The sequence below is a fragment of the Aeromicrobium sp. Leaf289 genome (genome assembly GCF_001423335.1).
In the GTDB taxonomy this organism is placed as follows: domain Bacteria; phylum Actinomycetota; class Actinomycetes; order Propionibacteriales; family Nocardioidaceae; genus Aeromicrobium.
The window spans coordinates 43,693-68,761 of sequence record NZ_LMNK01000002.1 but is presented as its reverse complement, the minus strand read 5'-3'; the positions used below and the strand labels follow the sequence as shown (position 1 = coordinate 68,761).

Annotated in this window: 25 protein-coding genes; 13 read left to right on the top strand and 12 right to left on the bottom strand. The window is 73.3% G+C overall.

The genetic code is table 11. The features are described from left to right. Nucleotides 1-92: 92 nt before the first annotated feature. On the top strand, nt 93-1,892 hold the full coding sequence (locus tag ASF37_RS04255) for a penicillin acylase family protein (protein ID WP_082506388.1): 1,800 nt from the start codon (nt 93-95) through the stop codon (nt 1,890-1,892). Between the two features lies 1 nt (nt 1,893). Further along, nucleotides 1,894-2,415, top strand: a complete 522-nt coding sequence (locus ASF37_RS04250; protein ID WP_056579216.1) for a GNAT family N-acetyltransferase — start codon at nt 1,894-1,896, stop codon at nt 2,413-2,415. Here ASF37_RS04250 and ASF37_RS04245 read toward each other — a convergent pair. From ASF37_RS04245 to ASF37_RS04225, 5 genes are all read right to left on the bottom strand, one after another. Further along, entirely contained in the window at nt 2,412-3,002 is a 591-nt protein-coding gene (locus ASF37_RS04245; RefSeq protein ID WP_056579214.1) for a hypothetical protein, read from the bottom strand. The genes ASF37_RS04250 and ASF37_RS04245 overlap by 4 nt on opposite strands. After that, entirely contained in the window at nt 2,999-3,958 is a 960-nt protein-coding gene (locus tag ASF37_RS04240; protein WP_055961164.1) for an NADPH:quinone oxidoreductase family protein, read from the bottom strand. Before ASF37_RS04240 ends, ASF37_RS04245 begins: the two co-directional genes overlap by 4 nt. Nucleotides 3,959-4,038: 80 nt before the next feature. Further along, on the bottom strand, nt 4,039-5,298 hold the full coding sequence (locus tag ASF37_RS04235; RefSeq protein WP_056579212.1) for an NADH:flavin oxidoreductase/NADH oxidase family protein: 1,260 nt from the start codon (nt 5,296-5,298) through the stop codon (nt 4,039-4,041). A 58-nt stretch (nt 5,299-5,356) separates the two neighbouring features. Next, complete coding sequence (locus ASF37_RS04230) at nt 5,357-6,754, bottom strand: cytochrome P450 (protein WP_255353922.1); 1,398 nt, start codon at nt 6,752-6,754, stop codon at nt 5,357-5,359. Nucleotide 6,755: 1 nt separating this feature from the next. Beyond that, the gene (locus tag ASF37_RS04225; protein ID WP_056579211.1) at nt 6,756-8,222 is read right to left on the bottom strand and encodes an NAD(P)/FAD-dependent oxidoreductase; all 1,467 of its coding nucleotides are present in this window, start codon (nt 8,220-8,222) and stop codon (nt 6,756-6,758) included. Nucleotides 8,223-8,289: 67 nt separating this feature from the next. On the opposite strand from ASF37_RS04225, the gene ASF37_RS04220 reads away from it, so the two are divergent. After that, nucleotides 8,290-8,904 (top strand): TetR/AcrR family transcriptional regulator, encoded by a 615-nt coding sequence (locus ASF37_RS04220; RefSeq protein WP_055961153.1) that lies wholly within the window; start codon nt 8,290-8,292, stop codon nt 8,902-8,904. Nucleotides 8,905-9,365: 461 nt separating this feature from the next. On the opposite strand, the gene ASF37_RS04215 is transcribed toward ASF37_RS04220, so the two are convergent. Further along, complete coding sequence (locus ASF37_RS04215; RefSeq protein WP_055961150.1) at nt 9,366-9,857, bottom strand: inorganic diphosphatase; 492 nt, start codon at nt 9,855-9,857, stop codon at nt 9,366-9,368. Nucleotides 9,858-9,956: 99 nt separating this feature from the next. Between ASF37_RS04215 and dacB the strand changes: the two genes are divergently transcribed. From dacB to ASF37_RS04185, 6 genes are all read left to right on the top strand, one after another. Beyond that, nucleotides 9,957-11,390 (top strand): D-alanyl-D-alanine carboxypeptidase/D-alanyl-D-alanine-endopeptidase, encoded by a 1,434-nt coding sequence (dacB, locus tag ASF37_RS04210; RefSeq protein ID WP_056579210.1) that lies wholly within the window; start codon nt 9,957-9,959, stop codon nt 11,388-11,390. A 134-nt stretch (nt 11,391-11,524) separates the two neighbouring features. Further along, nucleotides 11,525-12,676 carry a peptidoglycan-binding protein gene (locus ASF37_RS04205; RefSeq protein ID WP_056579209.1) on the top strand — a complete coding sequence of 384 codons (1,152 nt, stop codon included), beginning with the start codon at nt 11,525-11,527 and terminating at the stop codon, nt 12,674-12,676. A 61-nt stretch (nt 12,677-12,737) separates the two neighbouring features. Further along, on the top strand, nt 12,738-13,424 hold the full coding sequence (locus tag ASF37_RS04200) for a hypothetical protein (protein WP_056574836.1): 687 nt from the start codon (nt 12,738-12,740) through the stop codon (nt 13,422-13,424). Between the two features lie 79 nt (nt 13,425-13,503). Next, nucleotides 13,504-13,746, top strand: coding sequence for a hypothetical protein (locus ASF37_RS04195; protein WP_055961137.1), 243 nt, complete (start codon nt 13,504-13,506; stop codon nt 13,744-13,746). Between the two features lie 3 nt (nt 13,747-13,749). After that, complete coding sequence (locus ASF37_RS04190; protein ID WP_082495268.1) at nt 13,750-14,973, top strand: cupin domain-containing protein; 1,224 nt, start codon at nt 13,750-13,752, stop codon at nt 14,971-14,973. 27 nt (nt 14,974-15,000) lie between these two features. Beyond that, on the top strand, nt 15,001-15,909 hold the full coding sequence (locus ASF37_RS04185) for a sucrase ferredoxin (RefSeq protein WP_056579208.1): 909 nt from the start codon (nt 15,001-15,003) through the stop codon (nt 15,907-15,909). A gap of 6 nt (nt 15,910-15,915) precedes the next feature. On the opposite strand, the gene ASF37_RS04180 is transcribed toward ASF37_RS04185, so the two are convergent. After that, nucleotides 15,916-16,794 (bottom strand): SDR family oxidoreductase, encoded by an 879-nt coding sequence (locus ASF37_RS04180; protein ID WP_056579206.1) that lies wholly within the window; start codon nt 16,792-16,794, stop codon nt 15,916-15,918. Nucleotides 16,795-17,273: 479 nt separating this feature from the next. On the opposite strand from ASF37_RS04180, the gene ASF37_RS04175 reads away from it, so the two are divergent. Further along, nucleotides 17,274-18,128 (top strand): exonuclease domain-containing protein, encoded by an 855-nt coding sequence (locus tag ASF37_RS04175; protein ID WP_056551865.1) that lies wholly within the window; start codon nt 17,274-17,276, stop codon nt 18,126-18,128. A 7-nt stretch (nt 18,129-18,135) separates the two neighbouring features. Here the strand turns inward: ASF37_RS04175 and ASF37_RS04170 are convergent, their stop codons facing one another. Genes ASF37_RS04170 through ASF37_RS04155 form a run of 4 tightly spaced genes read right to left on the bottom strand, consistent with a single transcriptional unit; the run spans nt 18,136 to nt 21,528 of the window. After that, a complete protein-coding gene (locus ASF37_RS04170) occupies nt 18,136-18,987 on the bottom strand; it encodes an alpha/beta fold hydrolase (protein ID WP_056579204.1) in 852 nt (283 codons plus the stop codon). Nucleotides 18,988-19,019: 32 nt separating this feature from the next. Beyond that, nucleotides 19,020-19,820, bottom strand: a complete 801-nt coding sequence (locus ASF37_RS04165) for a 1-acyl-sn-glycerol-3-phosphate acyltransferase (protein WP_055961122.1) — start codon at nt 19,818-19,820, stop codon at nt 19,020-19,022. Between the two features lies 1 nt (nt 19,821). Continuing rightward, nucleotides 19,822-20,532: a lysoplasmalogenase family protein gene (locus tag ASF37_RS04160; protein ID WP_055961120.1), complete on the bottom strand. Its 711-nt coding sequence runs from the start codon at nt 20,530-20,532 to the stop codon at nt 19,822-19,824. Nucleotides 20,533-20,541: 9 nt separating this feature from the next. After that, on the bottom strand, nt 20,542-21,528 hold the full coding sequence (locus ASF37_RS04155; protein ID WP_055961117.1) for a GGDEF domain-containing protein: 987 nt from the start codon (nt 21,526-21,528) through the stop codon (nt 20,542-20,544). Nucleotides 21,529-21,656: 128 nt separating this feature from the next. Between ASF37_RS04155 and ASF37_RS04150 the strand changes: the two genes are divergently transcribed. The 3 genes from ASF37_RS04150 to ASF37_RS04140 are packed head-to-tail and all read left to right on the top strand — an operon-like array spanning nt 21,657 to nt 24,355. Next, nucleotides 21,657-22,796: an acyl-CoA dehydrogenase family protein gene (locus ASF37_RS04150; RefSeq protein WP_056580377.1), complete on the top strand. Its 1,140-nt coding sequence runs from the start codon at nt 21,657-21,659 to the stop codon at nt 22,794-22,796. An 18-nt stretch (nt 22,797-22,814) separates the two neighbouring features. Further along, nucleotides 22,815-23,576, top strand: a complete 762-nt coding sequence (locus ASF37_RS04145; protein ID WP_056579202.1) for an SDR family NAD(P)-dependent oxidoreductase — start codon at nt 22,815-22,817, stop codon at nt 23,574-23,576. Then, the gene (locus ASF37_RS04140) at nt 23,573-24,355 is read left to right on the top strand and encodes an enoyl-CoA hydratase/isomerase family protein (RefSeq protein ID WP_056574817.1); all 783 of its coding nucleotides are present in this window, start codon (nt 23,573-23,575) and stop codon (nt 24,353-24,355) included. The genes ASF37_RS04145 and ASF37_RS04140 overlap by 4 nt, the downstream gene beginning before the upstream one ends. Here the strand turns inward: ASF37_RS04140 and ASF37_RS04135 are convergent. Next, entirely contained in the window at nt 24,327-25,001 is a 675-nt protein-coding gene (locus tag ASF37_RS04135) for a TetR/AcrR family transcriptional regulator (RefSeq protein ID WP_056551858.1), read from the bottom strand. The two genes, ASF37_RS04140 and ASF37_RS04135, sit on opposite strands and share 29 nt — an antisense overlap. Nucleotides 25,002-25,069: the final 68 nt, after the last annotated feature.

Genomic DNA, 25,069 nt, shown 5'->3' with positions numbered 1-25,069 from the left:
CCGGCCCCCACCCCGCCTCCCGAAGGGTTGTCGACGGCTCTCTCGGGCGGGAACCGTCGGCAACCCTTCGGGACGCGGGTCGGGGGTTCGTCGTGACGGTGCTGAGGGTCGAGGCGACGTCGCTGGAGGGGCTGGCGTTCGCGCAGGGTCGGGCGACGGCCGAGGTGTCGCGGGAGCGTCTGCTCGAGGACCTCGCGCACGTGGAGTCGACCACGAGCACGCCGTGGGACGCGTTCTGCGCCCGGTCGCTGCTGGCGCGGACGGCCCGGCGCGCCCACGAGCGGCTCGACGACGAGACGCGGGCGTTCGTCGACGCCTACGCCGCGGGCGTCCGCGCGGGTGGGCTCGACGCCTGGCGTGACTGGACGTCGCTCGGTGTGATGGCCGTGCACCACGCTCTGTTCGGCAGCCTCGGCCACCACCTCTGGCGTCGGCACGTGGCGCGGGTGCTGGGACCCGATGCCGTCACGACGCTCGCGCAGGAGGTGCCGGCACTGTCGGGCAGCAACGCCTGGGTCGTCGGTGGGCGGCGCTCGGCCGACGGGCTGCCGCTCGTCGGTGCCGACCCGCACCGCATCGTCACCGTGCCGGGCGTCTACCAGCAGGTACGGCTCGTCACCACGGACGAGGACGTCGACGTCGTCGGCCTCACCTTCCCGGGGGTGCCGGGCGTGCAGCACTTCGGGCACACCGGCACGGTGGCGTGGGCCATCACCAACGCGATGGCCGACACCCAGCAGCTCACCGACGTGTCGGCGCAGGAGCCGCGCGACGTGGTCGACGGCGTGCCGGTGACGGCGCACGGGCCGCTGGTCCTCGAGCACCCGGACGGCTCCGGCGTGGCCGTGCGCACCGTGCCCTGGCTCGTCGATGACCTCGGCCTCGCCGCGCTGCTGCCGCTGCTGCGGGCCCGGTCGGTGGCCGACGTCGACGCCGCGCTCGACCACTGGGTGGAGCCGGTCAACGACGTGCTGGTGGCCGACGTCGAGGGTGCGGTCCTGCACCGCGTGGCCGGCCGGGTTCCTTGGCGCGCTGCCTCGGGGGAGTGGGCCGGATGGGTCGTGCCGCACCGCCGCGAGGTCGGGGCCGACGAGCACCAGGTGACGGCCAACCACCGCCAGGGCGAGCACAGCGCGGCGCTCGCCGACGAGCTCGCCCCGCCGCACCGTGCGCGCCGGCTCGAGCAGCTGATCGACGAGCGCCCCGTGCTCGACGTGGAGCAGGCCGCGGCCCTGCACGCCGACACGCTGCTGCTGCCGGCCGAACACTGGCAGCGCCGGCTCGCCGGCCTGGACCTCGCAGGCGAGCCCGAGCAGGTGCGCGAGCTGCGTGACCGGATCGTCGCGTGGGACCGGCGCATGGACGCCGACTCGGTGGACGCCGCACTCTTCGCGGCGCTGCGCTCGGCCGTGGTGCGTCGCCTCGTCGAGCACCCGGCGCTCGCCCCGCTGCGGGAGCCGTCGGCGGACCTGTGGACCGGGCCCGGCGAGCTGTTCGCCCCCTGGCTGCGCCCCGAGCCGCGGGTGGCGCTGGCCCTGGATCGATGGCTGGAGCCCGCCGGTGTGCCGGTGCCGGGAGTGGACCTGGAGGAGGTCCTGCGCCTGGCACTGCGCGAGGCGGCTCCGCAGCTGTCGGCGCCGACGGCGTGGGGCGACGTGCACACCTTCACCCCGCTCGGCGGGCCGGCCCTCCGACTGGGCGGTGACGAGGGGTGCGTGCTGTCGACGTCGTCGGTGCCGGGCGTCGACGACCGCGTGTGGCGGGGGCCGGTCGCGCGCCTCGTGTGGTGCCTGGCCGACCGGTCCCGCAGCCGGTGGACCGTCCCCGACGACCTGGAGGTGTGGGCCGCCGGGTCCACGTCGCCGATGCAGCCCGACCACGAGGAGCCCTGACATGGCGGACACGCCCCCCTTCACGCACAGACCCGTCGACCCCGTGGGCGACCTCGACCTGCTGCACGGCTGGGTGACGCAGGAGCGTGCCCGGTTCTGGGGCATGACCGACCACACCCGCGACGAGGTCGGCGAGGTCTACGCCTACCTCGACTCCCTGGGGACGCACCACGCCTACCTGGTCCACGAGCACCGGGCCGACACCGTCCCGGTCGCCGTCTTCCAGACCTACGAGCCCGAGCACGACCCGGTGGGGGAGGCCTACGACGTGCAGCCGGGTGACCTGGGGGTGCACCTGTTCGTGGGCCCCGGGGAGCGTCGGCCGGGCTTCACCGGCTCGCTCGCGAGGTACCTGCTCGGCGTGGTGCTCGAGGATCCGTCGGTGCGGCGCATCGTCGTGGAGCCAGACGTGCTCAACGAGCGGTCGGTGGCCCGGTTCCGTCGTGAGGGCTTCGAGGTCGGTCCCGTGGTCGACCTCGGGCACAAGACGGCGCAGCTCGCGTTCCTCCCGCGTCCCCGCTAGGGCGTGTGGGCGAACGGGTCCCCGGTGGCCGCGTCGTAGAGCTCGACGTCCGACAGCGGGACGGTGCGGCGGGAGACGCCGACCTTCGTCCAGGCGAAGCCCTCCGGCGGGTCCTCGCCGACGGCGACCAGGTGCACGCCGTCGACACCGTCCTCGAACGCGGCCACGTAGTCACCTCCACCCGCGTAGCGGGCCCGCAGGCCGACGTGCTGCGCGGGCCGCACGTCGCCGCGGCCGTTGCGCCAGCCGTAGGCGGGGGTGTCGTAGTACGAGACGACTCGACGTCGACCGTCGGCCTCGAGCCGCCAGAGCTCGGTGCCCGACGGCGCGCGCGTCTCGGTGAGCACGCCGTCGCGCACCTCGACCCCCGGCAGCTCCGGGACCACGAGGAAGTCGACGAACCGACCCGCGCCCGGAGCCGGCGCGGGGTGGCCGAACGCCGCCCGTGCCGCGTCGGCGTCGGCGTAGGTGGCCTCCGCGAGCAGCACGACCGGACCGACGACGACGTCGAGGCCCGCGAGCATGATCCCGGTGGTCTGCCCCGGAGTGAGCAGCGCGAACCAGCGGCGTCGGGCGGAGTGCGTCACGGGGTGAGCAGCACCTTGCCGGTGGCGCGTCGCTCGTCGATGGTGGCGAGTGCCTGAGCCGCCTCGTCGAGGCCGAACGTGGCGCCGATCGGCGGCGTGAGCGCACCCGACTCCAGGTGCGGGGCGATGGCCGCCCACTCCTGGGCGACGTGCCCGGGACGGGCGAGCGCGTAGGCGCCCCAGCCGACGCCCACGACGCTGAGGTTGTTGAGCAGCAGCCGGTTGACCTTCACCTCGGGGATGTCGCCGGCGGTGAAGCCGATGACGAGCAGGCGGCCGTCCTCGCGGAGGCTGCGCAGGGAGTCGGTGAAGCGGTCGCCGCCCACCGGGTCGACGACGAGGTCGACCTTGCCGGACGCCTTGACCGCGTCGAGGAAGCCGTCGGCCAGCACGAACTCGTCGGCGCCGGCGTCGATGGCCACGGCGCCCTTCTCGGCGGTCGACGTGACGGCGATGACGTGGCCGGCGCCGAACGCCTTGGCCACCTGGATGGATGCCGTGCCGACGCCTCCGGCGGCCCCGTGCACGAGCACGCGCTCACCCGGTGCGATCCGCCCGCGCTCGACGAGGGCGAAGTAGGCCGTGAGGTAGTTGAGCGGCACCGACGCGCCCTGCTCGAAGGAGACGGCGTCGGGGAGGTGGAACGTCATGTCGGGCTGGGTGACGGCGTACTCGGCGAACCCGCCGAGCATGCAGAACCCGGCCACCCGGTCGCCGGGGGAGAAGCCGGACCCCTCGGGGGCGGTGACGACCTCGCCCGCGACCTCCGAGCCCGGCACGAACGGCAGCTCCGGCTTGAGCTGGTACAGCCCGCGGGTCTGCAGCACCTCGGGGAACGAGACGCCGGCGGCCCGCACCCGCACGAGCACCTGCCCGTCGGCGGCGGTGGGGTCGGGGAGCTCGGTGACCTCGACGGCCGAAGGCCCGTCGAGCGTCGTGATCTGCACGGCACGCATGGCCCGACCCTAGGGCCGTGGAGCACCGCTAAGCAAGCGCTTAGTGAGAGTTCGTGGCGTCGCGCCGGAATCGTTCGGGGTCAGTGCCCGCGACGCAGACGGATGCTGTCGCGGCCGTTGGTCGCGAGGTACCGGGTGACGTTGAGCAGCGCGTGCCGGTCGGGTGCGGGCTCCTTGCCGTCGGCCATCCGCCACATCTGGACGGTGTAGTAGGTCAGCTCGGTGAGGTTGTCGAGCATGCGGATCCCGCTGCGCCGGGGGCGGACCGTGCTCGCGTCGGCCCGTCCGTCGAGCAGCCGGCCGGGGACGTCGGGCTCCACGGTGAGCGGGCGGCCGAGCCCCACGAGGTCGATGCCGCCGTCGCCGAGGGCGTCGGCCATGCCCTCGACGGTGCGGAACCCACCGGTGACCATGAGCGGGAGGTCGGGGAGCTCGGCGCGGACCTGCTCGGCGAACGCGAGGAAGTAGGCCTCGCGCCGTCGGGTGGAGTCCTTGAGGCTGGGGTCGACGCCGAGCATCGCGGCCGAGGCGTACGTGCCGCCGGAGACCTCGAGCAGGTCGATGCCCTCCGCGGCGAGCGCGTGGACGACGGCGAGCGACTCGGCCTCGTCGAAGCCGCCCTTCTGGAAGTCGGCGGAGTTGAGCTTGACCGAGACCGGGACGTCGGGACCGACGGCGGCGCGCACGGCGCGGACGACCTCCAGCAGGAAGCGACGGCGCTTCTCGGGCGTCACGCCCCACGCGTCGGTGCGGCGGTTCGACAGCGGCGACAGGAACTGGCTGACGAGGTAGCCGTGCGCGCCGTGGATCTGCACGCCGTCGAACCCGGCCTGGGTGACGACGCGGGCAGCGGTGGCGAACCGGGCGACGACGTCCTCGATCTCGGCGCTCGTCAGCGCGCGCGGCTCGGCGAAGACGCCTGCCGTGCCGGGCACGGCGACGTCCGAAGGTGCGACCGGGTGCGCGGACAGCGAGCGCGGGACCTGGCGGCCGGGGTGGTTGAGCTGCACCCACGCCGCGCTGCCGCCGGACTTCATGACCTGCGCCCAGGCGGCGAGGTCGGCGGCGTCGCGGTCGTCCTCGACGACGACGTTGCCGGGCTCGCCGATCGCCCGGCGGTCGACCATGACGTTGCCGGTGATCATGAGCCCCGTGCCGCTGTGGGCCCAGCGGGCGTAGAGGCGCCGCAGCCGACTGCCCGGCGAGTGGTCGCGGCGGGCGAGCCCCTCGCTCAGGGCGGCCTTGACCAGCCGGTTGGGCAGGGTCGAGCCGCTGGGCAGCGTGAGCGGCGCAGTGAGCACCGACCGGTCGACGGTCGCGGGGGCAGGGTTCGTGGACATGGGTCCTCCGACGCAGTGGTCTGTCAGGGATGCGGGTCAGCGGGAGCGCAGCACGGTGTCATCGCGCGCGGAGCACGACGGGCGCCTTGTCGTCCGGGACGTTCGTGATGTTGCGCAGGCGCGGCCCGGTGGGCTTCTCGGTGTGCACCTCGAAGCGCTGCAGCACCTCGCGCAGCACCACCGTGCCCTCCATGAGCGAGAACGCGGCGCCGATGCAGCGCCGCACGCCACCGCCGAAGGGGATCCAGGTGCCGGCCGTGACCTCGCCGTCGAGGAACCGGCCGGGACGGAACGCGTGGGCGTCGGCGAACGAGGACTCGCGGCTGTGCGACAGCATGATCGACGGGGTGACCGTGGTGCCCCTCGGGAGACGTCGGCCCGCGACGACCTGGTCGCTCTGCAGGGACCGCGCCACGAAGTCGATGATCGGGTGCAGCCGCATGGCCTCCTTCAGGCACGCCTCCAGGAAGGTCTCGTCGCCCTCGTCGGCGGCTCGCGTGGCCCGGGCCAGCAGCACCGGGTCCTTGCCCAGCTCGTGCAGCGTCCACGACAGCGCCGACGCCGTCGTCTCGTGCCCGGCCAGCAGGAGTGTGACGAGCTGGTCGCGCAGCTCCTCGTCGCTCAGCCCGTCGGTGCCGTCCGCCGCGCGTGGCCCGGCATCCCCGCCGGGGGCGGCCTCGGGGTCGTCACCGGCGCGCAGCAGCCGCGACAGCACGTCGTCGCGACCCTCGAGGTCGCCCCGTTCGTGCTCGGCGCGACGCTCCCGGATCTCGGCGTAGAGCAGGTCGTCGACCTCGCGCAGGTTGGTGAAGAAGCCGCGCCACGGCGGGACCTTGCGCAGCCGCGGGAAGATCCACGACAGCAGGATGCCCGCGTCGATGTCGACGATCCGTGTGACCTTGGGACGCAGCACCGAGAGCCGCTCCTCGTCGGTCACGCCGAAGACCACCTGGAGGATGACCTCGAGGGTGATCGCGTTCATCGCGTCGAGCGTGACCAGCCGCTGCCCGTCGTGCCAGCCCTGGACGGCCTCCTTGGCCAGACCCTCCACGAGCGGTCGGTAGCTGCGCATCGCCGGGCCCGTGAACGCCGGCATCAACAGCTTGCGGCCGCGCTGGTGCTCGGCGTCGTCGGTGAGCAGGAGCGAGTGCTCGCCCATCACCGGCTTGAGGATCGCGTTGCCCTCGCCGGCGTGGAACTGCGCCGGGTCGGCGGCGAAGATCTCCTTCACGTCTGCGGGGTCGGAGTGGATCACGAGGGTGCGCGGTCCGGGCAGGATCTGCACCGAGAACGTGTCGCCGTACGTGGCGTGGGCGTCGCGGATCAGCGGCCCCCGCTTGCGCATGAACCGCATGGTCATGAGCAGCGGGTTCCCGCGCGGACCCGGAGGAACGTCGTAGCTCTGCTGGTCCGCCGCCCCGGCCGGTCGTGGGGTCCCGGCACCCCCGCCGGTCACGTCAGGCCGCCTTCTCCCACGCGAAGTCCTGGGCCTCGACCTTGCGGGTCACCCACCAGTAGCGGAAGGTGAAGCCCGGCCAGATGGTGCGGTTCTTGCCCTGGCTGTCGAGGTACCAGCTGGTGCAGCCACCCTGGCTCCACACGCCCTTGCTGACCTTCTCCTGCAGGGCGTCGTTGAACTGGCGCTGCGCCTGCGGCGTGGGCTCCACGGCCTGGGCGCCGCGCTCGTCCATCTCGTCGAGCATCGACAGGATCCACTTCGTCTGCTGCTCGATCATGAACACGACCGAGTTGTGGCCGAGGGCCGTGTTGGGGCCGAGCAGGAAGAAGAAGTTCGGGAAGTCGGTGACCGAGATGCCCAGGTAGGTCTCGATCCCCTTCTCCTTGAACGTCTTCGACAGGTCGCGGCCACCCTTGCCGGTGACGTGCACCCACTCGAACGCGTCGGTCACGTGGAAGCCGGTGCCGTAGATGATCACGTCGGCCTCGCGGAACGTGCCGTCCTTCGCGCGGATGCCGTCGGCGGTGATCTCCTCGATGCCGTCGGTGACGAGCTCGACGTTCTCGCGGTTGTAGACCGGGATGTAGTTGTCGGTCTTCAGCACGCGCTTGCAGCCGAGGCGGTAGTCGGGGATGAGCTTCTCGGCCACCGCGGGGTCCTTCACCGTCCTGCGGATGTAGCCCGAGACCTTCTTCTCCATGACGCTGGTGATGTTCTGCAGCGGTCCGGTGAAGCCCAGCTGCTGCGCCTCGTTGAGCCAGTACATGGCGTTGCGGTAGGCGCGCGTGCCGCCGGGCAGCTTCTTGATGAAGGCCTTCTTGCGGCCCTCGATGTCGTGGTTGTGCTTCGGGACGACCCAGGGGGCGCTGCGCTGGTAGACGTCGAGCTGGGCGACGTCGCCGACGATCTGCGGGATGAACTGGATGGCGCTGGCGCCGGTGCCGATGACGGCGACCTTCTTGCCGGTCAGGTCGACGTCGTGCTGCCACTGCGCGGAGTGGAAGCGAGCACCCGCGAAGCTCTCGGCGCCCGGCAGGTCGGGGATGTTCGGGATGTGCAGGCCGCCGATCCCGGACACGACCACCCGGGCGTCGTAGGTCTCCTTGGAGGTGCTGACGGTCCAGCGCAGGCGCTCCTCGTCCCACTCGGCGCCGGTGACCTCCGTGCCGAAGTGGATGACGTCGTAGAGGTCGTGCTTCGTCGCGACGCCGCGCATGTACTGCCAGATCTCCTGCTGCCCGGAGTACTCGCGGCTCCATCCGGGGTTGAGCTCGTAGGAGAAGGAGTACATGTGGGACTGGATGTCGCACTCGGCGCCGGGGTAGGTGTTGTCGCGCCAGGTGCCGCCGACGTCGTCGGCCTTCTCGATGACGACGAAGTCGTCGCGTCCGGCCTCGCGCAGCTTCATGGCCATGCCCATGCCGCTGAAACCGGTGCCGATGACCAGGATGTCCGTGGAGATCATGTTTCGGATACTATCGGTATCTGAGTCCCGTGACCAGGTGGTGCGGGACACGTCGAGGGAGGCAGCGATGACCGTCGAGAGCGAGCGCACCGTCACACGGGCGCAACGTCAGGCGCAGACCCGCGAACGCCTCGTCGAGGTCGCCCGCGAGCTGTTCCTCGCCGACGGCTACAACGCCACGTCCCTCGACAAGGTGGCCGTCGCGGCCGGCTTCTCCAAGGGTGCGGTGTACTCCAACTTCTCCGGCAAGGAGGAGCTCTGCATGGCGGTGCTCGACACGATCCACGAGGAGCAGATCTCCGGGGTCGTCGCCGCCTTCACGGTCGACGCCGACCTCGACGGCCGCATCGACGCCTTCGCCTCCTGGGCCCGCGAGAAGCTGGGCCACCCGCGCTGGACCGCGCTCGAGGTGGAGTTCGCGGCCGTCGCGCGGCAGAGCCCCTGGGTCGCCACCGAGCTGGTCAAGCGGCACCGCATGCTCGTGGCCGCCAGCGCCGACCTCATCGAGCGGGTCATGGCCGACGCCGGACTCGCCCTCGGCATGGAGGCCCGCAAGGCCGCCACCGCCCTGCTCAGCCTCGGCATCGGTCTGGGCGCCATGCGCTCGCTCGACGGCGAGCTCGACGTCGACGTCTTCGCCGAGACCATGCGCGCCCTGCTCCGCGGCTCCACGTCGGCCTGACGCGCGACCAGGCTCAGTCCCTCCGTTTCGGACAGTTCCGGGGCGGTCCGGGGCCCACGTGTGCCCCGTACCTGTCCGAAGCGTGTGGCCCGCGGCTGCGCTGCTGCGGGTGGGTCCGGGCGCGGTCTCCGAAAGGGCCTCGACGGTGCGGGTGCGTCGGGCTCGGCCGAGCTCCCCGGCCCCCGCCAGGCGTTATGACGCTTTGAGGTCGATCTTGACGGCGCGGACCGACCTCAACGCGTCAAGACGTCCGTTTCGGACACTTGCGGGGCGGTTCGGGACCCATCAGTGCCCCGGAAGTGTCCGAAACGGGAGGCGCAGCCCGGGAGCCCGGTCGGCGCGCTGGTGGCGTTCCGGTCGAGGCCCTTTCGGAGGCCGCCTCGCGACGGATCTCAGCCGACGCAGCCGCAGGTCGAGACGGACCCGAGCCGACGCAGCCGCAGGGCCGCGCCGGAGGAAGGTCAGTAGCCGCCGTTGTCCTTGAAGCGGTCGAAGCTGCGGTTGACCTCGGCCTCGGCCTCGACGCGGCCGGTCCAGGTGGAGCCCTCGACGGACTTGCCGGGCTCGAGGTCCTTGTAGACCGTGAAGAAGTGCTCGATCTCGAGGCGGTCGAACTCGGGCACGTGGTGGATGTCGCGCAGGTGCTCCTGGCGCGGGTCCGTGGCCGGGACGCAGAGGACCTTGTCGTCGCCGCCGGCCTCGTCGGTCATGCGGAACATGCCGATCGCGCGGCAGGTGATGACGCAGCCGGGGAACGTCGGCGACGGCAGCAGCACCAGGGCGTCGAGCGGGTCGCCGTCGAGGCCGAGGGTGTCGTCGATGAAGCCGTAGTCGGCGGGGTACTGCGTGGCGGTGAACAGCGTGCGGTCGAGCCGGATGCGGTGGCTCTTGTGGTCGACCTCGTACTTGTTGCGCTCACCCTTGGGGATTTCCACGGTGACATCGAAGATCACGGGTCGGGCCTCTCGTCGCTGCTGGTTGCCTGAGCGCACCGGGCGACCGCCGTCGGGCGGGACCGCAGGGATGGGCGCTTCGTGCATAGTCTGGCCCATGTGACGCGACGAGATCGAGGCAGGGTCGCTCTGCCGTGGGCGCTGGGCGGGCTGTTCCTCGCCGTCGTGCTCGTCGCCGGAGTCGGCCTCGGCTGGACGTCGGGCCGGCTCAACCCCGTCGTGTGCGGCGGCCCGTGCGGGCCCGAGGCGGTCGCCCCGCCGGAGGCGCTCACCCTCGATGCCGCCCCGCAGCGCGTTCAGCCCGATCCCGTCATGACCGGCGCCCTCGACCCCGACGCCGTGCGTGCCGCCGTCCAGCCGCTCCTCGAGGACCCTGCCCGCCGCGCCGAGCTGGGCGACCGGCTCGGCGTCGCCGTGGTGGGGCTCGACGGCACGTCGGTGTTCGCCCGCGACGCCGCCGAGGCGTTCGTGCCGGCCTCGACGACGAAGCTGCTCACGGCGTACGCCGCGCTCTCCCTTCTCGAACCCGGATCGCGCTTCAGCACCTCGACCGTGCTCGACGGCAACGAGGTCGTGCTCGTCGGCGGCGGTGACCCGTACCTGGCGTCGAGCCGACCCGAGCGGCCCACGCGCGTGGACCGCGCCGACCTGCGCACGTTGGCCGAGCGCACCGCCGCGGCGCTCGACGACGCCGGCGTCGGTGAGGTGTCTCTCGGCTACGACGCCGGCCTCTTCACGGGTCCGTCGGTGAGTCCGGGCTGGGAGGACTCCTACGTGCCCGGGCAGGTCGTCACGCCGGTGAGTGCGCTGTGGGCCGACCAGGGGGTGCGCGACGGGATCCGGTCCGGGGACCCGGCCCGCGCCGCGGCCGACCGGTTCGCAGGCTACCTGCAGGACGAGGGCATCGACGTCGACGGCGACCCGGACCGGGCCGACGCGCCGCCGGACCCGCAGCGGGTGCTCGCCGCCGTGCAGAGCGCCACCGTCGCCCAGATCGTCGACGCCACGCTGGTCCGCAGCGACAACGAGGCCGCCGAGGTCCTCCTGCGGCACGTGGGACTGGCGGCGGGCGGCCCGGGCAGCTTCGAGGGCGGCACTGACGCGGTGGCGGCCACGCTCACCGAGGCGGGCGTGCCCGTCCAGGGCCTGCGGCTCGACGACGGCAGCGGTCTGGCGCGGTCGAACCGGATCGCCCCCGAGACCCTGGCCGGGGTGCTGCGCGTGGCGGCGTCGCGCGCCTCCACGTCGGAGCTGCTCGCCGACCTGCCGGTCGGCGGACTCACCGGCACCCTCGAGGACCGCTTCGACGAGGACTCCGCGGGTCGGGGTCTCGTGCGCGCGAAGACCGGCACGCTCACCGGTGTGCACTCGCTGGCCGGGTACGCCACCGACGCCAGAGGGGTGCCGATCGTCTTCGCGGTCATGGTCGACGACACCGAGGGCGTGAACCCGTTCGTCACGCAGGCCGCGATCGACGACGTGGCGGCGGCGCTGGCGGCCTGCACCTGCGGTCCCGACGCGACCCAGTCCTGATCTCGGCCGCCCTGACCCCACTGCCCCGCGAAGAACAGTCCTGTAGTTCACGCGAAGCCGTGACACGTGTGACGGATGAGACGCACGATGGTCGTCCGCCGGGTGGGGAAGCCCGACGGGCGAGGGAGATCATCATGCGCAGGCTCGGGCTCGCGTGCGCCGCCGCACTCATGTGCGCGGCCACGCTCACCGCCGTCGGTGGCACGTCGGCGGCGGCCCAAGCCGCGACCGGGACGACACCGGTGCCGCTCCCCGCGAAGCCGAAGGGGCTCAAGGCCCCCGTCGCGCTGCCCAAGGCCGTCGACCCGCCGTCGGCGTACGCGCCGCAGGTCGCGTGCCAGCCCGGCACGCCGGCCGGTGTCGCGAAGACACGCGACCTCGTCATGCGGACCTACGGCGTCGGGGGGAAGGGCAACACGGCGCGAGGCTGCTCCGAGGGGGTGTCCGAGCACGCCGACGGGCGGGCCTGGGACTGGATGGTGGACGTGAAGGACGCCGAGGAGAAGAAGGCCGCCGCCGACTTCCTCGCCTGGCTGACGAAGGACGGCGGCACCAACGCCCGGCGTCTCGGCATCATGTACGTCATCTACAACGAGAAGATCTGGGCCGTCTACCGGTCCAAGGAGGGCTGGCGCCCGAGCTCGGGCCACCGCGACCACGTCCACCTGTCGTTCAGCTGGAACGGCGCCCGAGGAACCACCAGCTTCTGGACCGGGAAGGTCCACCCCGTCGACCACGGGCCGTGCTCCCGCTTCGCCGGGCAGCCGGCCGTCATGAACTCGAAGGCGCGCACCACCCGCTGCTACGCGGCCGTCCCCCTGGTCAAGAGGACGTCGTGGGCCACGATCGCGCTCGGGTCCCGCGCGGGCACCGTGAAGACCGCCCAGAAGGCGCTCGGCGTCAAGCAGACCGGGACCTTCGACGCCGCCACCCGCGAGGCCGTCAAGGCGTACCAGAAGAAGCACGACCTGCCCTGGACCGGGACCATCGACCAGCCGACGTGGGCCTCGCTCGTGCCCGCGAAGGTCACCTCGGACGTGGCCAAGGGCCTCTCGGCCGCCGAGGCCGCGGCCTACGGTGCGGAGCGCTACACCTCCTCGATGCCCGAGCGGACCACCGGGAAGGCCGTGCTGGTGCTGCAGGTCGCGCTCGGCATGAAGCGCGCGGACCGCAACGGGTACTACGGACCCCTCACGGTCGCGGCGGTCCGGGCCCGGCAGAAGGCGATGGGCCGCTCCCAGACCGGCACCTGGACGAAGGGCGACTGGGCGGCCCTCGCCTCGTGACGTGGCCGACAACCCCGTCGTTGGAGTGGTGCGGCGAGGCGGTGCGCGGGATCATCGAGGCATGAGCGAAGACGAGGGACGTCAGCCAGACGAGCGCGCCGGCGAGCGCGATCGCACCCACGGCAAGGACGAGCGCCGGTACGTCCCGTCCGACGTCGACCCCCAGCGGTGGGTCAAGCGGCTCGTGTGGGCCCTCGTGCTCGTCGCGGTCGTGTACGCCGGGGCCCTGGTCGCGTCGGCGTTCTTCCCGCGGTGGTGGGCCCAGCGCATCGGCGACCAGGTGAACGGCGACCTCACGAGCGGCATCCTGTGGGGCCTGTTCTACGGGTTCGTCTTCACGATCGTCCCCCTGATGATCGTCGTGCAGCTGCGTCGCCGGTTCTTCAACTGGACGTGGCGGGGCATCCTGCTGGTCGTGGCGATCGTCCTGGCGGTGCCGAACTGGCTGACCCTCGCGGTCGTGCTGGGCACGGGCAACGCGGCGCACGCGGGCGAGCGCATCATGGACGTCGAGGCTCCTGGGTTCCGGATCGCGACGGCGATCGGTGCCGTGGGTGCTGCCGGACTGGTGGTGGTGCTGCTCGTGACGGGCGTCGTCGCGACCCACCGACGCAAGCAGGTGCGCACGCTGAAGGGCCGGCTCGACGAGCGCGAGAGCGGCCCGGTCGACGGTTCCCGCGACGGCACCGGCGCCGGCCCGGGGACTGGCACCGGGACTGGCGCCGGGCGACGCACCGACCGGTCCTGACGCCGAGTTGCGAGCCGCGGCCACGGTGCCAATGTGGGAACCGCGGCACCCGCCGCACAGTCGACCCCAGGAGGAACACATGAGCGAGCTCAACCCAGAAGGTCCCGCTGACGGTGGCGCCGAGGGCACGCCGGGCGTGCAGGACGGTGGCGCTGACGGTGGCGCCGAGGGTCCCGCCGACGGTGGCGCCGAGGGCACGCCGGGCGTGCAGGACGGTGGCGCCGACGGTGGCGCCGAGGGTCCCGCCGACGGTGGCGCCGAGGGCACCCCGGGCGTCCAGGACGGTGGCGCCGACGGTGGCGCCGACGGTTCGGCCCAGTAGGTCGTGACCACCACCGAGCAGGGAGGGGTGGCCGGTCTGCGGACCGGTCACCCTGCCCTGCGTCGTCTCGTCGTCGACCCCGTCGGCTTCGCCGCCGACACGTGGGGTCGGGCGCCGCTGCTCACCCGCGCGGCCGACCTGCCCGCGCGGTTCGACGACCTGTTCGGCGAGTCCGCCGTCGACGAGCTCGTGTCGACGCACGGGCTGCGGACACCGTTCCTGCGCGTGGCCAAGGACGGCACGACGCTGAACACGCGCGCGTTCACGTCGGGCGGTGGCGTGGGGGCCGGCATCGCCGACCAGGTCGACGACACCCGCCTCACGTCGTTGTTCGCCGACGGCGCCACGCTCGTGCTGCAGGCGCTGCACCGCACGTGGCCCGCCGTCGTCTCGTTCTCCCAGGCCCTGGTGGCCGACCTCGGGCACCCGGTCCAGGTCAACGCCTACGTCACGCCACCGCAGTCCCGCGGGTTCGACGACCACTACGACGTGCACGACGTCTTCGTGCTGCAGATCTCCGGAGCCAAGCACTGGCGGATCCACGCCCCGGTGCACGAGGCGCCGCTGCGTGACCAGCCCTGGACCGACCGTCGTGACGCGGTGCGGGTCGAGGCGGAGCGCGAGCCGCTCATCGACGCCGTGCTCGAGCCCGGCGACGTGCTCTACCTGCCGCGCGGCACGCTGCACGCTGCCACCGCGCTGGGCGACGTGAGCACGCACCTGACCTTCGGCGTCCACACCTGGCACCGGCACCACGTGGCCGAGGAGCTGGTCACGGCCGCGCTCGCGGTGGTCGCTGACGACCCCGACGTTCGTACGTCGCTGCCCCTGGGCGTCGACGTCGCCGAGGCAGGCGACCTCGAGGCGCACGCCGAGCTGGTGCGCGACCGGCTGCTGTCGGCGCTGCGCTCCGTGCCCGTCGAGACCCTGGCGGCCGCTCTCGGGGCGCGCGACGACGCATCCGGGCGCCCTGAGCCGGTGGGCCCGCTGGCCCAGCTGCGCACGGCGCAGAGCCTCCACGACACCACGCCGCTGAGGCTGCGCGAGCAGCTGGGCGCACGCCTCGACGGCACCACGCTCACCGGCCGCGCCGGAGCGGTCGACGTGTCCGCCGTCGACCCCGGGGCGGTCGCCGCCCTGCTCGACGGCCAGGCCGTCCCGGCCGGGTCGCTGGGTCTCGACGCAGCCCGCCGGCTGGTGTCGGCCGGCGTCGTCGTGCCCGCGTGACCTGCTGCGCTGAGAGAGGATCGGCTCGTGGCCGACCTCGATGACCTGTGCGCGGCGCGGGCCCGTGAGCGGTCCGACCCGCTCATCGGCACGGCCCTGCACGTCCGTCGGTTCCTGCTCGTGGAGCACCAGGGACCGTGGCCCTTCCACGCGCTCGAGTCCGAGGGTCTCGACCCGGACGTGGTCGCCCGGCTGGTGGCCGCCACGCGAGAGGTCGGCGCGCGCACGATCCTGATCCGTCGTCCGGGTCGGCGGTCCGAGGCGTCGGGCCGTCGGGCGTGGGCAGTGGCGGACGTGGAGGACGGCCGCATCCGCTGGGGCGCCTGGACCGATGCCGCGGACCTCCTCGAGGCGTGCGCGGTGCTGCGCGAGGACTCGGGCGGACCCGGCTGGAGCGACGAGGCCGCGGTGCTGGTGTGCGCGCACGGACGGCACGACACGTGCTGCGCCGTGCGCGGTCGCCCGGTGGCCGCTGCGCTGGCCGAGCGGCTCGGCGACGTCGTGTGGGAGTGCAGCCACGTCGGTGGCGACCGGTTCGCGGCCAACGTCGTGGTGGTGCCCGACGGCACCTTCTACGGCGGTCTCGACGCCGACACCGCGGTCGGCGTCGTCGAGGAGCACCTGGCCGGGCGGGTCACGACCGCGCTCCTGCGTGGCAGCAGCGCCCTGCCGCCGGCTGCGCAGGCCGCGGCCGTCGCGGTGCACGAGCGATGGGGCCCGGCGGGCCCGCGTGACGTCCGCTCGGCGCAGGTGGACGACCTCGGTGACGGACGCTGGAGGGTCCGGCTCGACTGCTCCGGTCCGTTGCCGTCGGCCGTGGTCGCCGACGTCCGCGCGGTGCACCGCGACCCTGCCGTGCTCACCTGCCAGGCGCCCCGTGCGACCTCCGCCCGTGCGTTCGTCGTCGACGCGCTGAGCCCTGCAGCGTCGGCCTGAGTCGGGTCAGCGCGGCACGAGCGGCTCGTCGCGGGTGCGACGCAGCACCGTGGAGGCCTTGCGGTTGAGCAGGCGCATGGCGGTCGTGTAGCCGAACGGCGCGAAGCGCTGCGCCAGGTGCCCGACCTGGATGTCGCGCGACGTGAAGACGAGGTAGCGCCCCTTCTCGATGCCGCGGAGCATGGCGTCGGCTGCCTCCTCGGGGGACACGGCGTGCTTCTCGAACCGTCCGACGGCCTTGGCGACCCGGGGGTCGTCGCGGTCCACGCCGACGATGTCGACGGTGCCGACGAGCGGCGTCCGGACCGCGCCGGGGCAGACCAGGGTCACGCCGATCCCGTGCTGCTCGAGGTCGAAGCGCAGGACCTCGCTCACCCCCCGCAGGCCGAACTTGGCCGCGCTGTAGGGCGCGTGCAGGGGCAGTCCGAACAGGCCCGCCGCGGACGAGACGTTGGCGACGTGCCCGCCGCGACCGGCCTCGATCATGCGGGGCACGAAGGAGCTGAGCACGTGGATGGGACCCATGAGGTCGATCTCGACGGTGCGTCGCCAGTGCTCGGGGCGCAGGTCCTCGATACGTCCCCAGGTGGAGATGCCGGCGACGTTCAGCACCACGTCGACCGCGCCGACGTGACCGTGCACCTCGTCGGCGAACGCGCTCACGGCGTCGAGGTCGCTGATGTCGAACGCCGCGTGGTGCAGCACCGAACCGCCGGCGGCGTGCACGAGTGCGACGGTCTCGTCGAGCCCGTCGGCGGCGACGTCGGTGAGCACGAGGCGCCCGCCCCTCGGGGCCAGGCGCAGCGCCGTGGCGCGACCGATGCCGCTGGCGGCACCGGTGATCACGACGGTCTTGCCCTCCAGGGAGGTGCGGGTGCGGGCCATGGTCGTTCCTCTCGACGAAACCAGTGCGATCGTACCAGTTGGTGTCGGGTGGGGCGACGGTTCTGGTCGAACGATGGCGAGCCCTCGACCTGCGGCTGCGTCGGCTGCGGTCGACGTCGCGGCGGCCTCCGAAAGGGCCTCGACCGGAGCGGGACCAGCGCCCTGCCCGAGCCCACGGGCTGCGGCATCCGTCTCGGACAGTTCCGGGGCACGTTTCGGGGTCGAAGGGCCCCGCAGCTGTCCGAATCGGCGCGGGCTAGGGGCGGGGCCGGGGAGGTCGGGTGGGTCCGGTGCCCCTCCTCCGTCGAGGCCCTTTCGGAGGCCACCTTCGAATCCCGCCGCGCCGACGCAGCCGCAGGTCCACTCTTCGGACAGTTCCGGGGCGGTCACCCCGGTCCCGACGCCCCGGAAGTGTCCGAATCGGAGGGACGCGACCGGCCGCGCGTCGGTGCCGGAAAGCGTCCGCCTCGACCCCTAGCGTGATCCCCGAGGACGACGGAGAGGCAGGTGGTCGGGCGATGCGGGCCAACCGGTTCGACGGCTTCTGCTCCGCGTGCGCCCAGCACGTGCACGCCGGGGCCGGGCACCTCACCGGCACGCCCGGGGCCTGGCGCACGTGGTGCGTCGCCTGCTCGCCGCGGCCTCCGCAGCGCGGCGACCACGACGGGTGGCACCGGCTGCCCCTGGCCTCGCTCGACCTCGAGACCACCGGCACCGACCCCCTGCGCGACCGGGTCGTCAGCTACGCGCTGCTCGACGAGCCCGGGTTCGAGATCACCGGGCTCGTGCAGCCCGGTGTCCCCGTGCCCGAGGCGGCGGCGCAGGTGCACGGCATCACCGACGCGATGCTGGCCGACGCGCCCACGCCCGCCGAGGCGCTGCCGGTCGTGCTCGACTGGGTGCAGACGCTCGTCGAGCGCCGGGTCGGTCTCGTGGTCTTCAACGCCTGCTACGACCTCTCCATGCTGCGCGCCGAGGCGGTGCGGCACGGGCTGACCCAGCCGGACTGGGACCGGCTGCTCGTCGTCGATCCCTATGTCGTCGACTGGGGCGTCGAGCGAGGCGGTCTCGGACGTCGGCGGCTCGGCGACGTCGCCGCCTACTACGGGGTCACGCTCGACGGTGCGCACGACGCCACGTGCGACGCGGTCGCCGCGCGGCAGGTCGCGGTCGAGCTGGCCGCCCGGCACGCGCACGTGGGCGGCCTCGACCTCGACACCCTCATGGCCAGCCAGCGGTCGTGGTACGCCGAGCGCGCCGAGGACTGGAACGCCTACGCCCGCAAGGCCGGGCGCGACCTCGACGACCCCGCCGGCTGGCCGCTCGTCGGCTGACGGGCGCCTACGCCGCGACGGTGCCGCGGACCCGGGCGAGGATCGCGGCGGCTGCGGCCGCCGGCTCCTCCTCGGGGATCCAGTGCGACGTGCCCTCGAGCACCGTGTAGCGGTAGTCGGCCGTCACGTGCTCGCCGCACGCGTCGGCACCGGACCGGCCGATGGCCAGGTCGTCGGTGCTCCACACGTAGGTGGTGGGCACCTCGACGTCGGGCAGGTCGCCCAGGTCGGACGTCATGGCGCGGTACCAGGCCAGCGCCGCGGTGAGCGCGCCCGGCTCCTGCAGCTGCGCGACGTAGGCGTCGACGAGCTGGTCCGGGACCGCGCCCTGGTACATCGCCCGCAGACGTCGGGCGTCGTCCTCCAGCAGCAGGGTCTCGGCCTTGCCCTCCTGGCGCAGGAGCCCGATGTAGGAGGCCTTGTCCTTCGCCTCCTCGTCGCCGCGCAGGGCGGCGTTGTAGGCGGCCAGGTGGGGGACCGAGAACGTGGTCAGGGTCCGCAGCCGGTGTCCGTGGTGGGCGGCGACGTACCAGGCCACCGCCGCACCCCAGTCGTGGCCGACGAGGTGGAAGGTCTCGAGGCCGAGCGCGTCGGCGAGGTCGACCACGTCCTGGGCGAGCGCAGCCGTCGTGTAGGCCTCGACCGCGTCGGGTCGAGCGTGGGGGGAGTAGCCCCGCTGGTCCGGCGCGACGACGCGCAGGCCGGCCTCGGCGAGCACCGGTGCCACCTCCGACCACGTCAGGGAGGTCGCGGGGAAGCCGTGCAGCAGCACCACGGGCTCGCCGGAGTCGGGGCCGGTCGTGCGCACGTCGAACGTCAGGTCGCGGACGGGGACGGGCTCGGTCTCGTCGAACGTCATGCACCCATCCTCACGCACGGCGGGGCCGCCGGTCAGGAGGGCGGGGCGCCGATGCGCTGGAGCGCCGCCGCGTCGAGCGCGGCGCCGGTGGCGACGTCGGGCGCGGTGCCGCCGCGGTCGGCGTGCACCCACCAGCGGTCCGCGTCCGAGGCCGGCTCCTGGGGGTAGTGCGCGACGGCGTCGTCGAGCAGGTCCTCGAGGGCGGTCCTCAGGCGCATCGTCAGGTCGTGGACGCTCTCACCCTCGAGGGGCAGCAGGGCCTCGCCCACGACCACGTCCACCACCACGCCGCGGCGCAGGGTGCGTCGGCCGTCGACGGTGAGCAGCCGGTGTCCGCCCCACACGACGCACGGCACGAGCGGCACCGGGGCGCCCGTCACGCGCGCCCCGTGGAGGGCGAGCCCGGCCGCGCCCGGCTTGAGCGCCTTGACCCGGAACGAGCGGCTGATCGTGGCCTCCGGGAACACGCCCACCGCCTCGCCGTCGGCCACGAGACGCCGGGCGCGTCGGTAGGCGCTCGCCCCGGCCCAGCGCTCCACCGGGACGTGGCCCATGGCCCGCATGGCCCGGCCGACCAGCGGCAGCTCGAACACCGAGGCCTTGCTCATGAAGCGGACCAGGCGGCCACGCTCGCGCGCGGCCCAGCCGACCAGCACGAAGTCGAGGAAGCCGGTGTGGTTGCTCGCCAGCACCACGGGACCCGCTGCGGGGAGGTTCTCCAGACCGCGTCCTCGCAGTCGGACGCCCCATAGGCGCAGCACGACGGCGCCCAGCCGGTTCACGACCCGGTAGGTGCGATCGGTGCGGTGGTGTCCGCCGGTGCCACGTGCCACGTCAGGGGTTCGGCGCGGACGGGGTCTCGGACGGGAAGCAGTCCGTGGCGCGCGCGACGTGACCGGTGCGCAGGCCCCCGGCCGCCAGCAGCAGGATCGCCGCGCCGTAGAGCGCCATGATCGGCACCGACACCACGGCCGACCCGGGATCGACCCGACCGGCCTCGCCGAGGGCGATGATGCCGTCGGAGACCAGGAACAGCCCGCCACCGATCCCCGCCAGTCGGTCGACGGTCGAGGCGGTCACCGCCGTGGCCAGCAGGAGCGCCGCGTAGACGGGGATCACCGGGCGCAGGTCGGCGGCGAGTCCGCCCCACGCCCACGCGACGACCACGACGCCGGCCACGAGGTACAGCGCGACCAGCGCGGCGGACGGCCGGTGCACCCGCAGGGCCCCGGCGCGCACGAAGAGCGTCACGAAGCACACGTGGGCCGCGGCGAACGAGGCCATCCCGGCGACGAACAGGTCGTCGAGCTCGAGGAGGAGGTCGCCCCCGAGGCAGAGCAGGAGTGCCAGGGCGAGCAGGCGTGGACCGCGGGAGGTCAGCACCCAGGCGACGAGGACGGGGGCGAGCAGGCACTTGGTGACGCTGTCCCAGGGGGTCACGTCGGCGGCCAGCAGCACGAGGTGCACGACGAGCACCCCGAGGAAGGCCGCGACGAACGGGGTGGCCGCGCGCCACGGCGCACGAGCGGTCTCGAGCAGGCTCATCGGCGCAGGCTACCCCGCGGGGGCGAGGTCGCGCGGGTCGTCGGTGACCCCGTTCTCGACGCGGCGGGAACGCTTGTCCTCGTACATCGAGACGTCGGCCCGCCGGAACGCGGCGTCGGCCGGTTCGTCGCCGGGGTACACGAGCGACCACCCCACGGAGACCTCCACGTCGTGCTGCGCGAAGGACGCGCGATAGCGCCGCAGCATCTCCCCGAGCGACCGTGGGGACACGTCCTCGACCAGCACGGCGAACTCGTCGCCGCCGTACCGGGCTGCGGTCTCCCCGTCGCGTCGTGCCGCGGTCAGGGCGGCGGCGACTCGTCGCAGGACGGCGTCTCCCTCGGTGTGGCCGAGGTCGTCGTTGACCGCCTTGAGACCGTCGACGTCGGCGACGACCACGGCGGCGAGATCGCCGTACGCGCTCGTGCGCACGGCCGCGTCGGCCAGCAGGGCGTCCCAGCCGCGTCGGTTGACCAGGCCGGTGAGCGCATCGGTCTGGGCCAGCGCCTCCGCGGAGCGCCGCGCGCGGTCGCCGCTCTCGAGCCGGCGCGCCAGGGACACGTGGGCGCCGAGCAGGTGGCTCAGCAGGCCCAGGAGCTCGACGTCGACGTCGGCCGACTGCTGGAGCGGTTCGACTCCGAGACCGCAGAGCATGCCGAACATCTCGCCCTCGGCGTCGATGATGGGCTGGCTCGCGTAGCTGCGCGTGGCCCCGATCGTGAGGTCGCGGTAGTCCGGGTGGGTCGTCACGTCCTCGACGACCGGGTCGGCGCCCAGGTCGACGACCCGCCGGCAGAAGCTGTCGGCCCAGTCGCGCCGGTCGCCGACGGCGATGAGGCTCTCGCCGCCGACGTGCAGGTGGACCTGCTCGCCCCCGACGACCCGGTTGACGGACCAGTCGCTGATGGGGGTGTGCTTCCGCAGGTACGCCACGACCCGGTTCGCGACGGCGCTGAACGTGTCGGAACCTTCGGGCGGGAGGTCGAGGGTGGTCATGCACCCATCCTGCCCGGGTCCCGGTGGCCGTGAGGTGCGAACCGGAACGTGGCCGGTACCAGAACGGGAGCGACGGTACTCACCCTGGTACGCTCGGGCTCGTCCAGACCATGGAGGGGAAGGCCGTCATGCCCGTCGAACGCCTCATGCCGACCGAGGAGTCGGCCGACCTGGTCGCGCTGACCCGCGAGCTCGTCGACGACAAGCTGCGACCGCGCGTGGCCGAGGCGGAGGCCACCGCCACGTTCCCGCGCGACGTGTTCGCCACCCTCGGTCGCGCCGGCCTGCTCGGGCTGCCGTACCCCCAGGAGCTCGGCGGAGGAGGGCAGCCCTACGAGGTCTACCTGCAGGTCGTCGAGGAGATCGCCTCCGCCTGGGCCAGCGTCGGCGTCGGCGTCAGCGTGCACGCCCTCTCGTGCTTCGGGCTGTTCGAGGCCGGCACGGACGAGCAGAAGCAGCGGTGGATGCCCGACATGCTGGGCGGTGAGCTGCTCGGTGCCTACTGCCTGTCGGAGGCCCACGCCGGCTCCGACCCCGCCGCCATGCGCACGAAGGCCGTGCGTGAGGGGGACGACTACGTCATCAGCGGCGCCAAGGCCTGGACCACCCACGGCGGGCAGGCCGACTTCTACAAGGTCATGGCCCGCACCTCCGACGACGGCGGGAGGGGCATCTCCTGCTTCCTCGTCCCGGCCGACGCCGAGGGCCTCACGGCCGACGTCCCCGAGCAGAAGATGGGCCTCATGGGCTCCACCACCGCCACGATGCTGTTCGACGGGGTGCGCGTGCCGGCCGAGCGACGCCTCGGGGCGGAGGGCCAGGGGCTGGCGATCGCGCTGGCGGGGCTCGACGCCGGACGCCTCGGGATCGCCGCCGTGGCCGTCGGGGTGGCCCAGGGCGCGCTCGACGCCGCCGTCGCGTACGCCAAGGAGCGCGAGACCTTCGGGAAGGCGATCATCGACCACCAGGGCCTCGGGTTCGTGCTGGCCGACATGGCCGCGGCCGTCGACTCGGCCCGTGCCACCTACCTGCACGCCGCCCGCCTCAAGGACGCCGGCCGTCCCTACGGTCGCGCGGCGTCGGTGGCCAAGCTCGTGGCCACCGACAACGCCATGAAGGTCACCACCGACGCCGTCCAGGTGCTCGGCGGCGCCGGCTACACGAAGGACTTCCCGGTCGAGCGCTACATGCGCGAGACCAAGGTCATGCAGATCTTCGAGGGCACCAACCAGATCCAGCGGCTCGTCATCAGTCGTCACCTGAAGTAGAGAGAGAAGGACACCCCCATGCAGCTCACCGGAACGTCTGCCGTCGTCACCGGCGGTGCCTCGGGCCTCGGCGCGGCCACCGCCGCCGAGCTGGCCGCCGCCGGCGCCACCGTCGTCGCGATCGACCTGGCGCAGTCCATCGAGAAGGCGCCCGACGTGGACGGCGTCGTCTACGTCGAGGCCGACGTGACCGACGAGGGCCAGGTGCGCAACGCCGTCGCCGCCGCCGGTGAGCACGGTCCGCTGCGCGTGGCCGTCAACTGCGCCGGCATCGGCACCGCCGGGCGCGTGCTCGGCAAGGGCGGTCAGGGCATCCACGACCTCGCCGCGTTCGCGCGGACGATCAACGTCAACCTCGTCGGGTCGTTCACCGTGCTGGCCGTCGCCGCCGAGGCGATGGCCGCCACCGAGCCCCTCGAGCACGGCCAGCGTGGCGTGGTGGTGAACACCGCGTCGATCGCGGCCTTCGACGGCCAGATCGGGCAGGCCGCCTACTCCGCCAGCAAGGGCGGCGTCGTGGGCATGACCCTGCCGGTCGCGCGCGACCTCGCGCAGTACGGGATCCGCGTCAACACCATCGCCCCCGGCATCATCGACACCCCCATGCTCGCCGCGGTGGGCGACGACATCCGCGCGGCGCTGGCCAAGGGCGTCCCCTTCCCGCAGCGACTCGGTCGTCCCGAGGAGTACGCCCAGCTGGTGCGCATGATCGTGGAGCACGACTACCTGAACGGCGAGACCATCCGCATGGACGGCTCACTGCGGATGGCGCCGCGATGAGTGGGGCCGTGGACGGTGGGGCCCCCGTCCTGCTGAGCGTCGCCGACGGCGTCGCCCACGTCGAGCTGAACCGGCCCGACGCCTCGAACACGATCGACCTGCCGTGGACCGAGGCGTTCACGAGCGCGCTGCAGCAGGTGGGCGACGACGACACCGTGCGTGTCGTGCTGCTCACCGGTCGGGGCCGCATGTTCTGCGCCGGGGGCGACCTCGGCGCCATGGACGCGGCGCCCGACCGGTCGGCGTACCTGCAGGAGCTGGCCGACGCTCTGCACGTGGGGGTGCGTCTGCTCGACGGCCTCGACAAGCCGGTGGTCGTCGGGGTGCACGGCGCTGCGGCGGGCGCGGGCCTGTCGCTCGTGCTCGGCGGCGACCTGGTCGTGGCCGGTCGGTCGGCGTCCTTCGTCACCGCCTACACGTCGGTCGGCCTGACGCCCGACGGAGGGCAGTCGTGGCTGCTGCCCCGGGTGGTCGGGCTCCAGCGTGCGCTCGAGCTCACCCTCACGCCGCGTCGGCTCTCGGCCGACGAGGCCCAGGAGTGGGGGATCGTCGGGCGCGTCGTGGAGGACGAGGCGGTGGCCGACGAGGCGCACGCGCTCGCTCGACGTCTGGCCGACGGTCCGGCCGCGGCGTTCGGCCGGGCGCGACGTCTGCTGCGCAGCTCCTACGACACCGGGCTGTCGGACCGGCTCGACGTCGAGGCGCGCACCATCGCGGCCTCGGTGGCCGAGCCCGAGAGCACTGCGCTGATCACGCGGTTCCTGTCACCCCGTCGCTGACGACGCCGCCGGCGGCGGCCCCGCCGAGCACGGGCTCGATGCACAGCTGGAGCACGTCGACCAGGGCGTCGACCAGGTCCTCGCGGGAGCGCGCGCCCGGGTCGGCGAGCCAGCGCGACACGACAGCGTCGGCGAGTCCCACGAGCCCGGTGGCGTAGACGTCGCGCAGGGGCAGCCGGCCGGAGGCGTCGGGACCGAGGAGCTCGCCGGCGATGGACGCCACGACGGTGACGACCACGTCGGTGATGCGATCGACCGGGCTGCCGGACCCGGGAGCCGACGGGAGCGCGCGCACGAAGTCGTAGAGCGGGCGGTGGTCGAGGACGAAGTCGAGGTAGGCGTCGAGCGTCCCCCGCAGGCCCGCCTCGATGCCGTGGTCCGCGGTCATGCGGGCGATCACGTGCTCGAGCAGCATCGACACCACGCGGTCGGCGATCGCGACGTCGAGGTCGTGCCGGTTCTCGAACTGGCGGTAGAGCACCTGCCGCGTCACGCCGCAGGCGCGGGCGATGGACTCCACGGGGGCGTCGGGGCCTTCGCGGTCGAGCACCTCGATCGCCGTCCCGGTGATCTCCTCGCGCCGGCGCTCCCGGTGCCCGACCCAGCGGCTCGCGCGGCCGTCGGGCGGGCCGGGTGGCGTGGTCATGGACACACCCTATTCGCGATGCTGTGACGACGTGTAACTGTTACGTTCTGTAGCAGTCACTCTCCCGG

Bases quoted from the DNA above. Each gene is read 5' to 3' on its own strand.
- ASF37_RS04250 (WP_056579216.1), top strand. From the start codon at position 1,894: ATGGCGGACACGCCCCCCTTCACGCACAGACCCGTCGACCCCGTGGGC.
- ASF37_RS04240 (WP_055961164.1), bottom strand. From the start codon at position 3,958: ATGCGTGCCGTGCAGATCACGACGCTCGACGGGCCTTCGGCCGTCGAG.
- ASF37_RS04235 (WP_056579212.1), bottom strand. From the start codon at position 5,298: ATGTCCACGAACCCTGCCCCCGCGACCGTCGACCGGTCGGTGCTCACT.
- ASF37_RS04225 (WP_056579211.1), bottom strand. From the start codon at position 8,222: ATGATCTCCACGGACATCCTGGTCATCGGCACCGGTTTCAGCGGCATG.
- ASF37_RS04220 (WP_055961153.1), top strand. From the start codon at position 8,290: ATGACCGTCGAGAGCGAGCGCACCGTCACACGGGCGCAACGTCAGGCG.
- ASF37_RS04205 (WP_056579209.1), top strand. From the start codon at position 11,525: ATGCGCAGGCTCGGGCTCGCGTGCGCCGCCGCACTCATGTGCGCGGCC.
- ASF37_RS04200 (WP_056574836.1), top strand. From the start codon at position 12,738: ATGAGCGAAGACGAGGGACGTCAGCCAGACGAGCGCGCCGGCGAGCGC.
- ASF37_RS04195 (WP_055961137.1), top strand. From the start codon at position 13,504: ATGAGCGAGCTCAACCCAGAAGGTCCCGCTGACGGTGGCGCCGAGGGC.
- ASF37_RS04180 (WP_056579206.1), bottom strand. From the start codon at position 16,794: ATGGCCCGCACCCGCACCTCCCTGGAGGGCAAGACCGTCGTGATCACC.
- ASF37_RS04170 (WP_056579204.1), bottom strand. From the start codon at position 18,987: ATGACGTTCGACGAGACCGAGCCCGTCCCCGTCCGCGACCTGACGTTC.
- ASF37_RS04160 (WP_055961120.1), bottom strand. From the start codon at position 20,532: ATGAGCCTGCTCGAGACCGCTCGTGCGCCGTGGCGCGCGGCCACCCCG.
- ASF37_RS04155 (WP_055961117.1), bottom strand. From the start codon at position 21,528: ATGACCACCCTCGACCTCCCGCCCGAAGGTTCCGACACGTTCAGCGCC.
- ASF37_RS04150 (WP_056580377.1), top strand. From the start codon at position 21,657: ATGCCCGTCGAACGCCTCATGCCGACCGAGGAGTCGGCCGACCTGGTC.
- ASF37_RS04145 (WP_056579202.1), top strand. From the start codon at position 22,815: ATGCAGCTCACCGGAACGTCTGCCGTCGTCACCGGCGGTGCCTCGGGC.
- ASF37_RS04140 (WP_056574817.1), top strand. From the start codon at position 23,573: ATGAGTGGGGCCGTGGACGGTGGGGCCCCCGTCCTGCTGAGCGTCGCC.
- ASF37_RS04135 (WP_056551858.1), bottom strand. From the start codon at position 25,001: ATGACCACGCCACCCGGCCCGCCCGACGGCCGCGCGAGCCGCTGGGTC.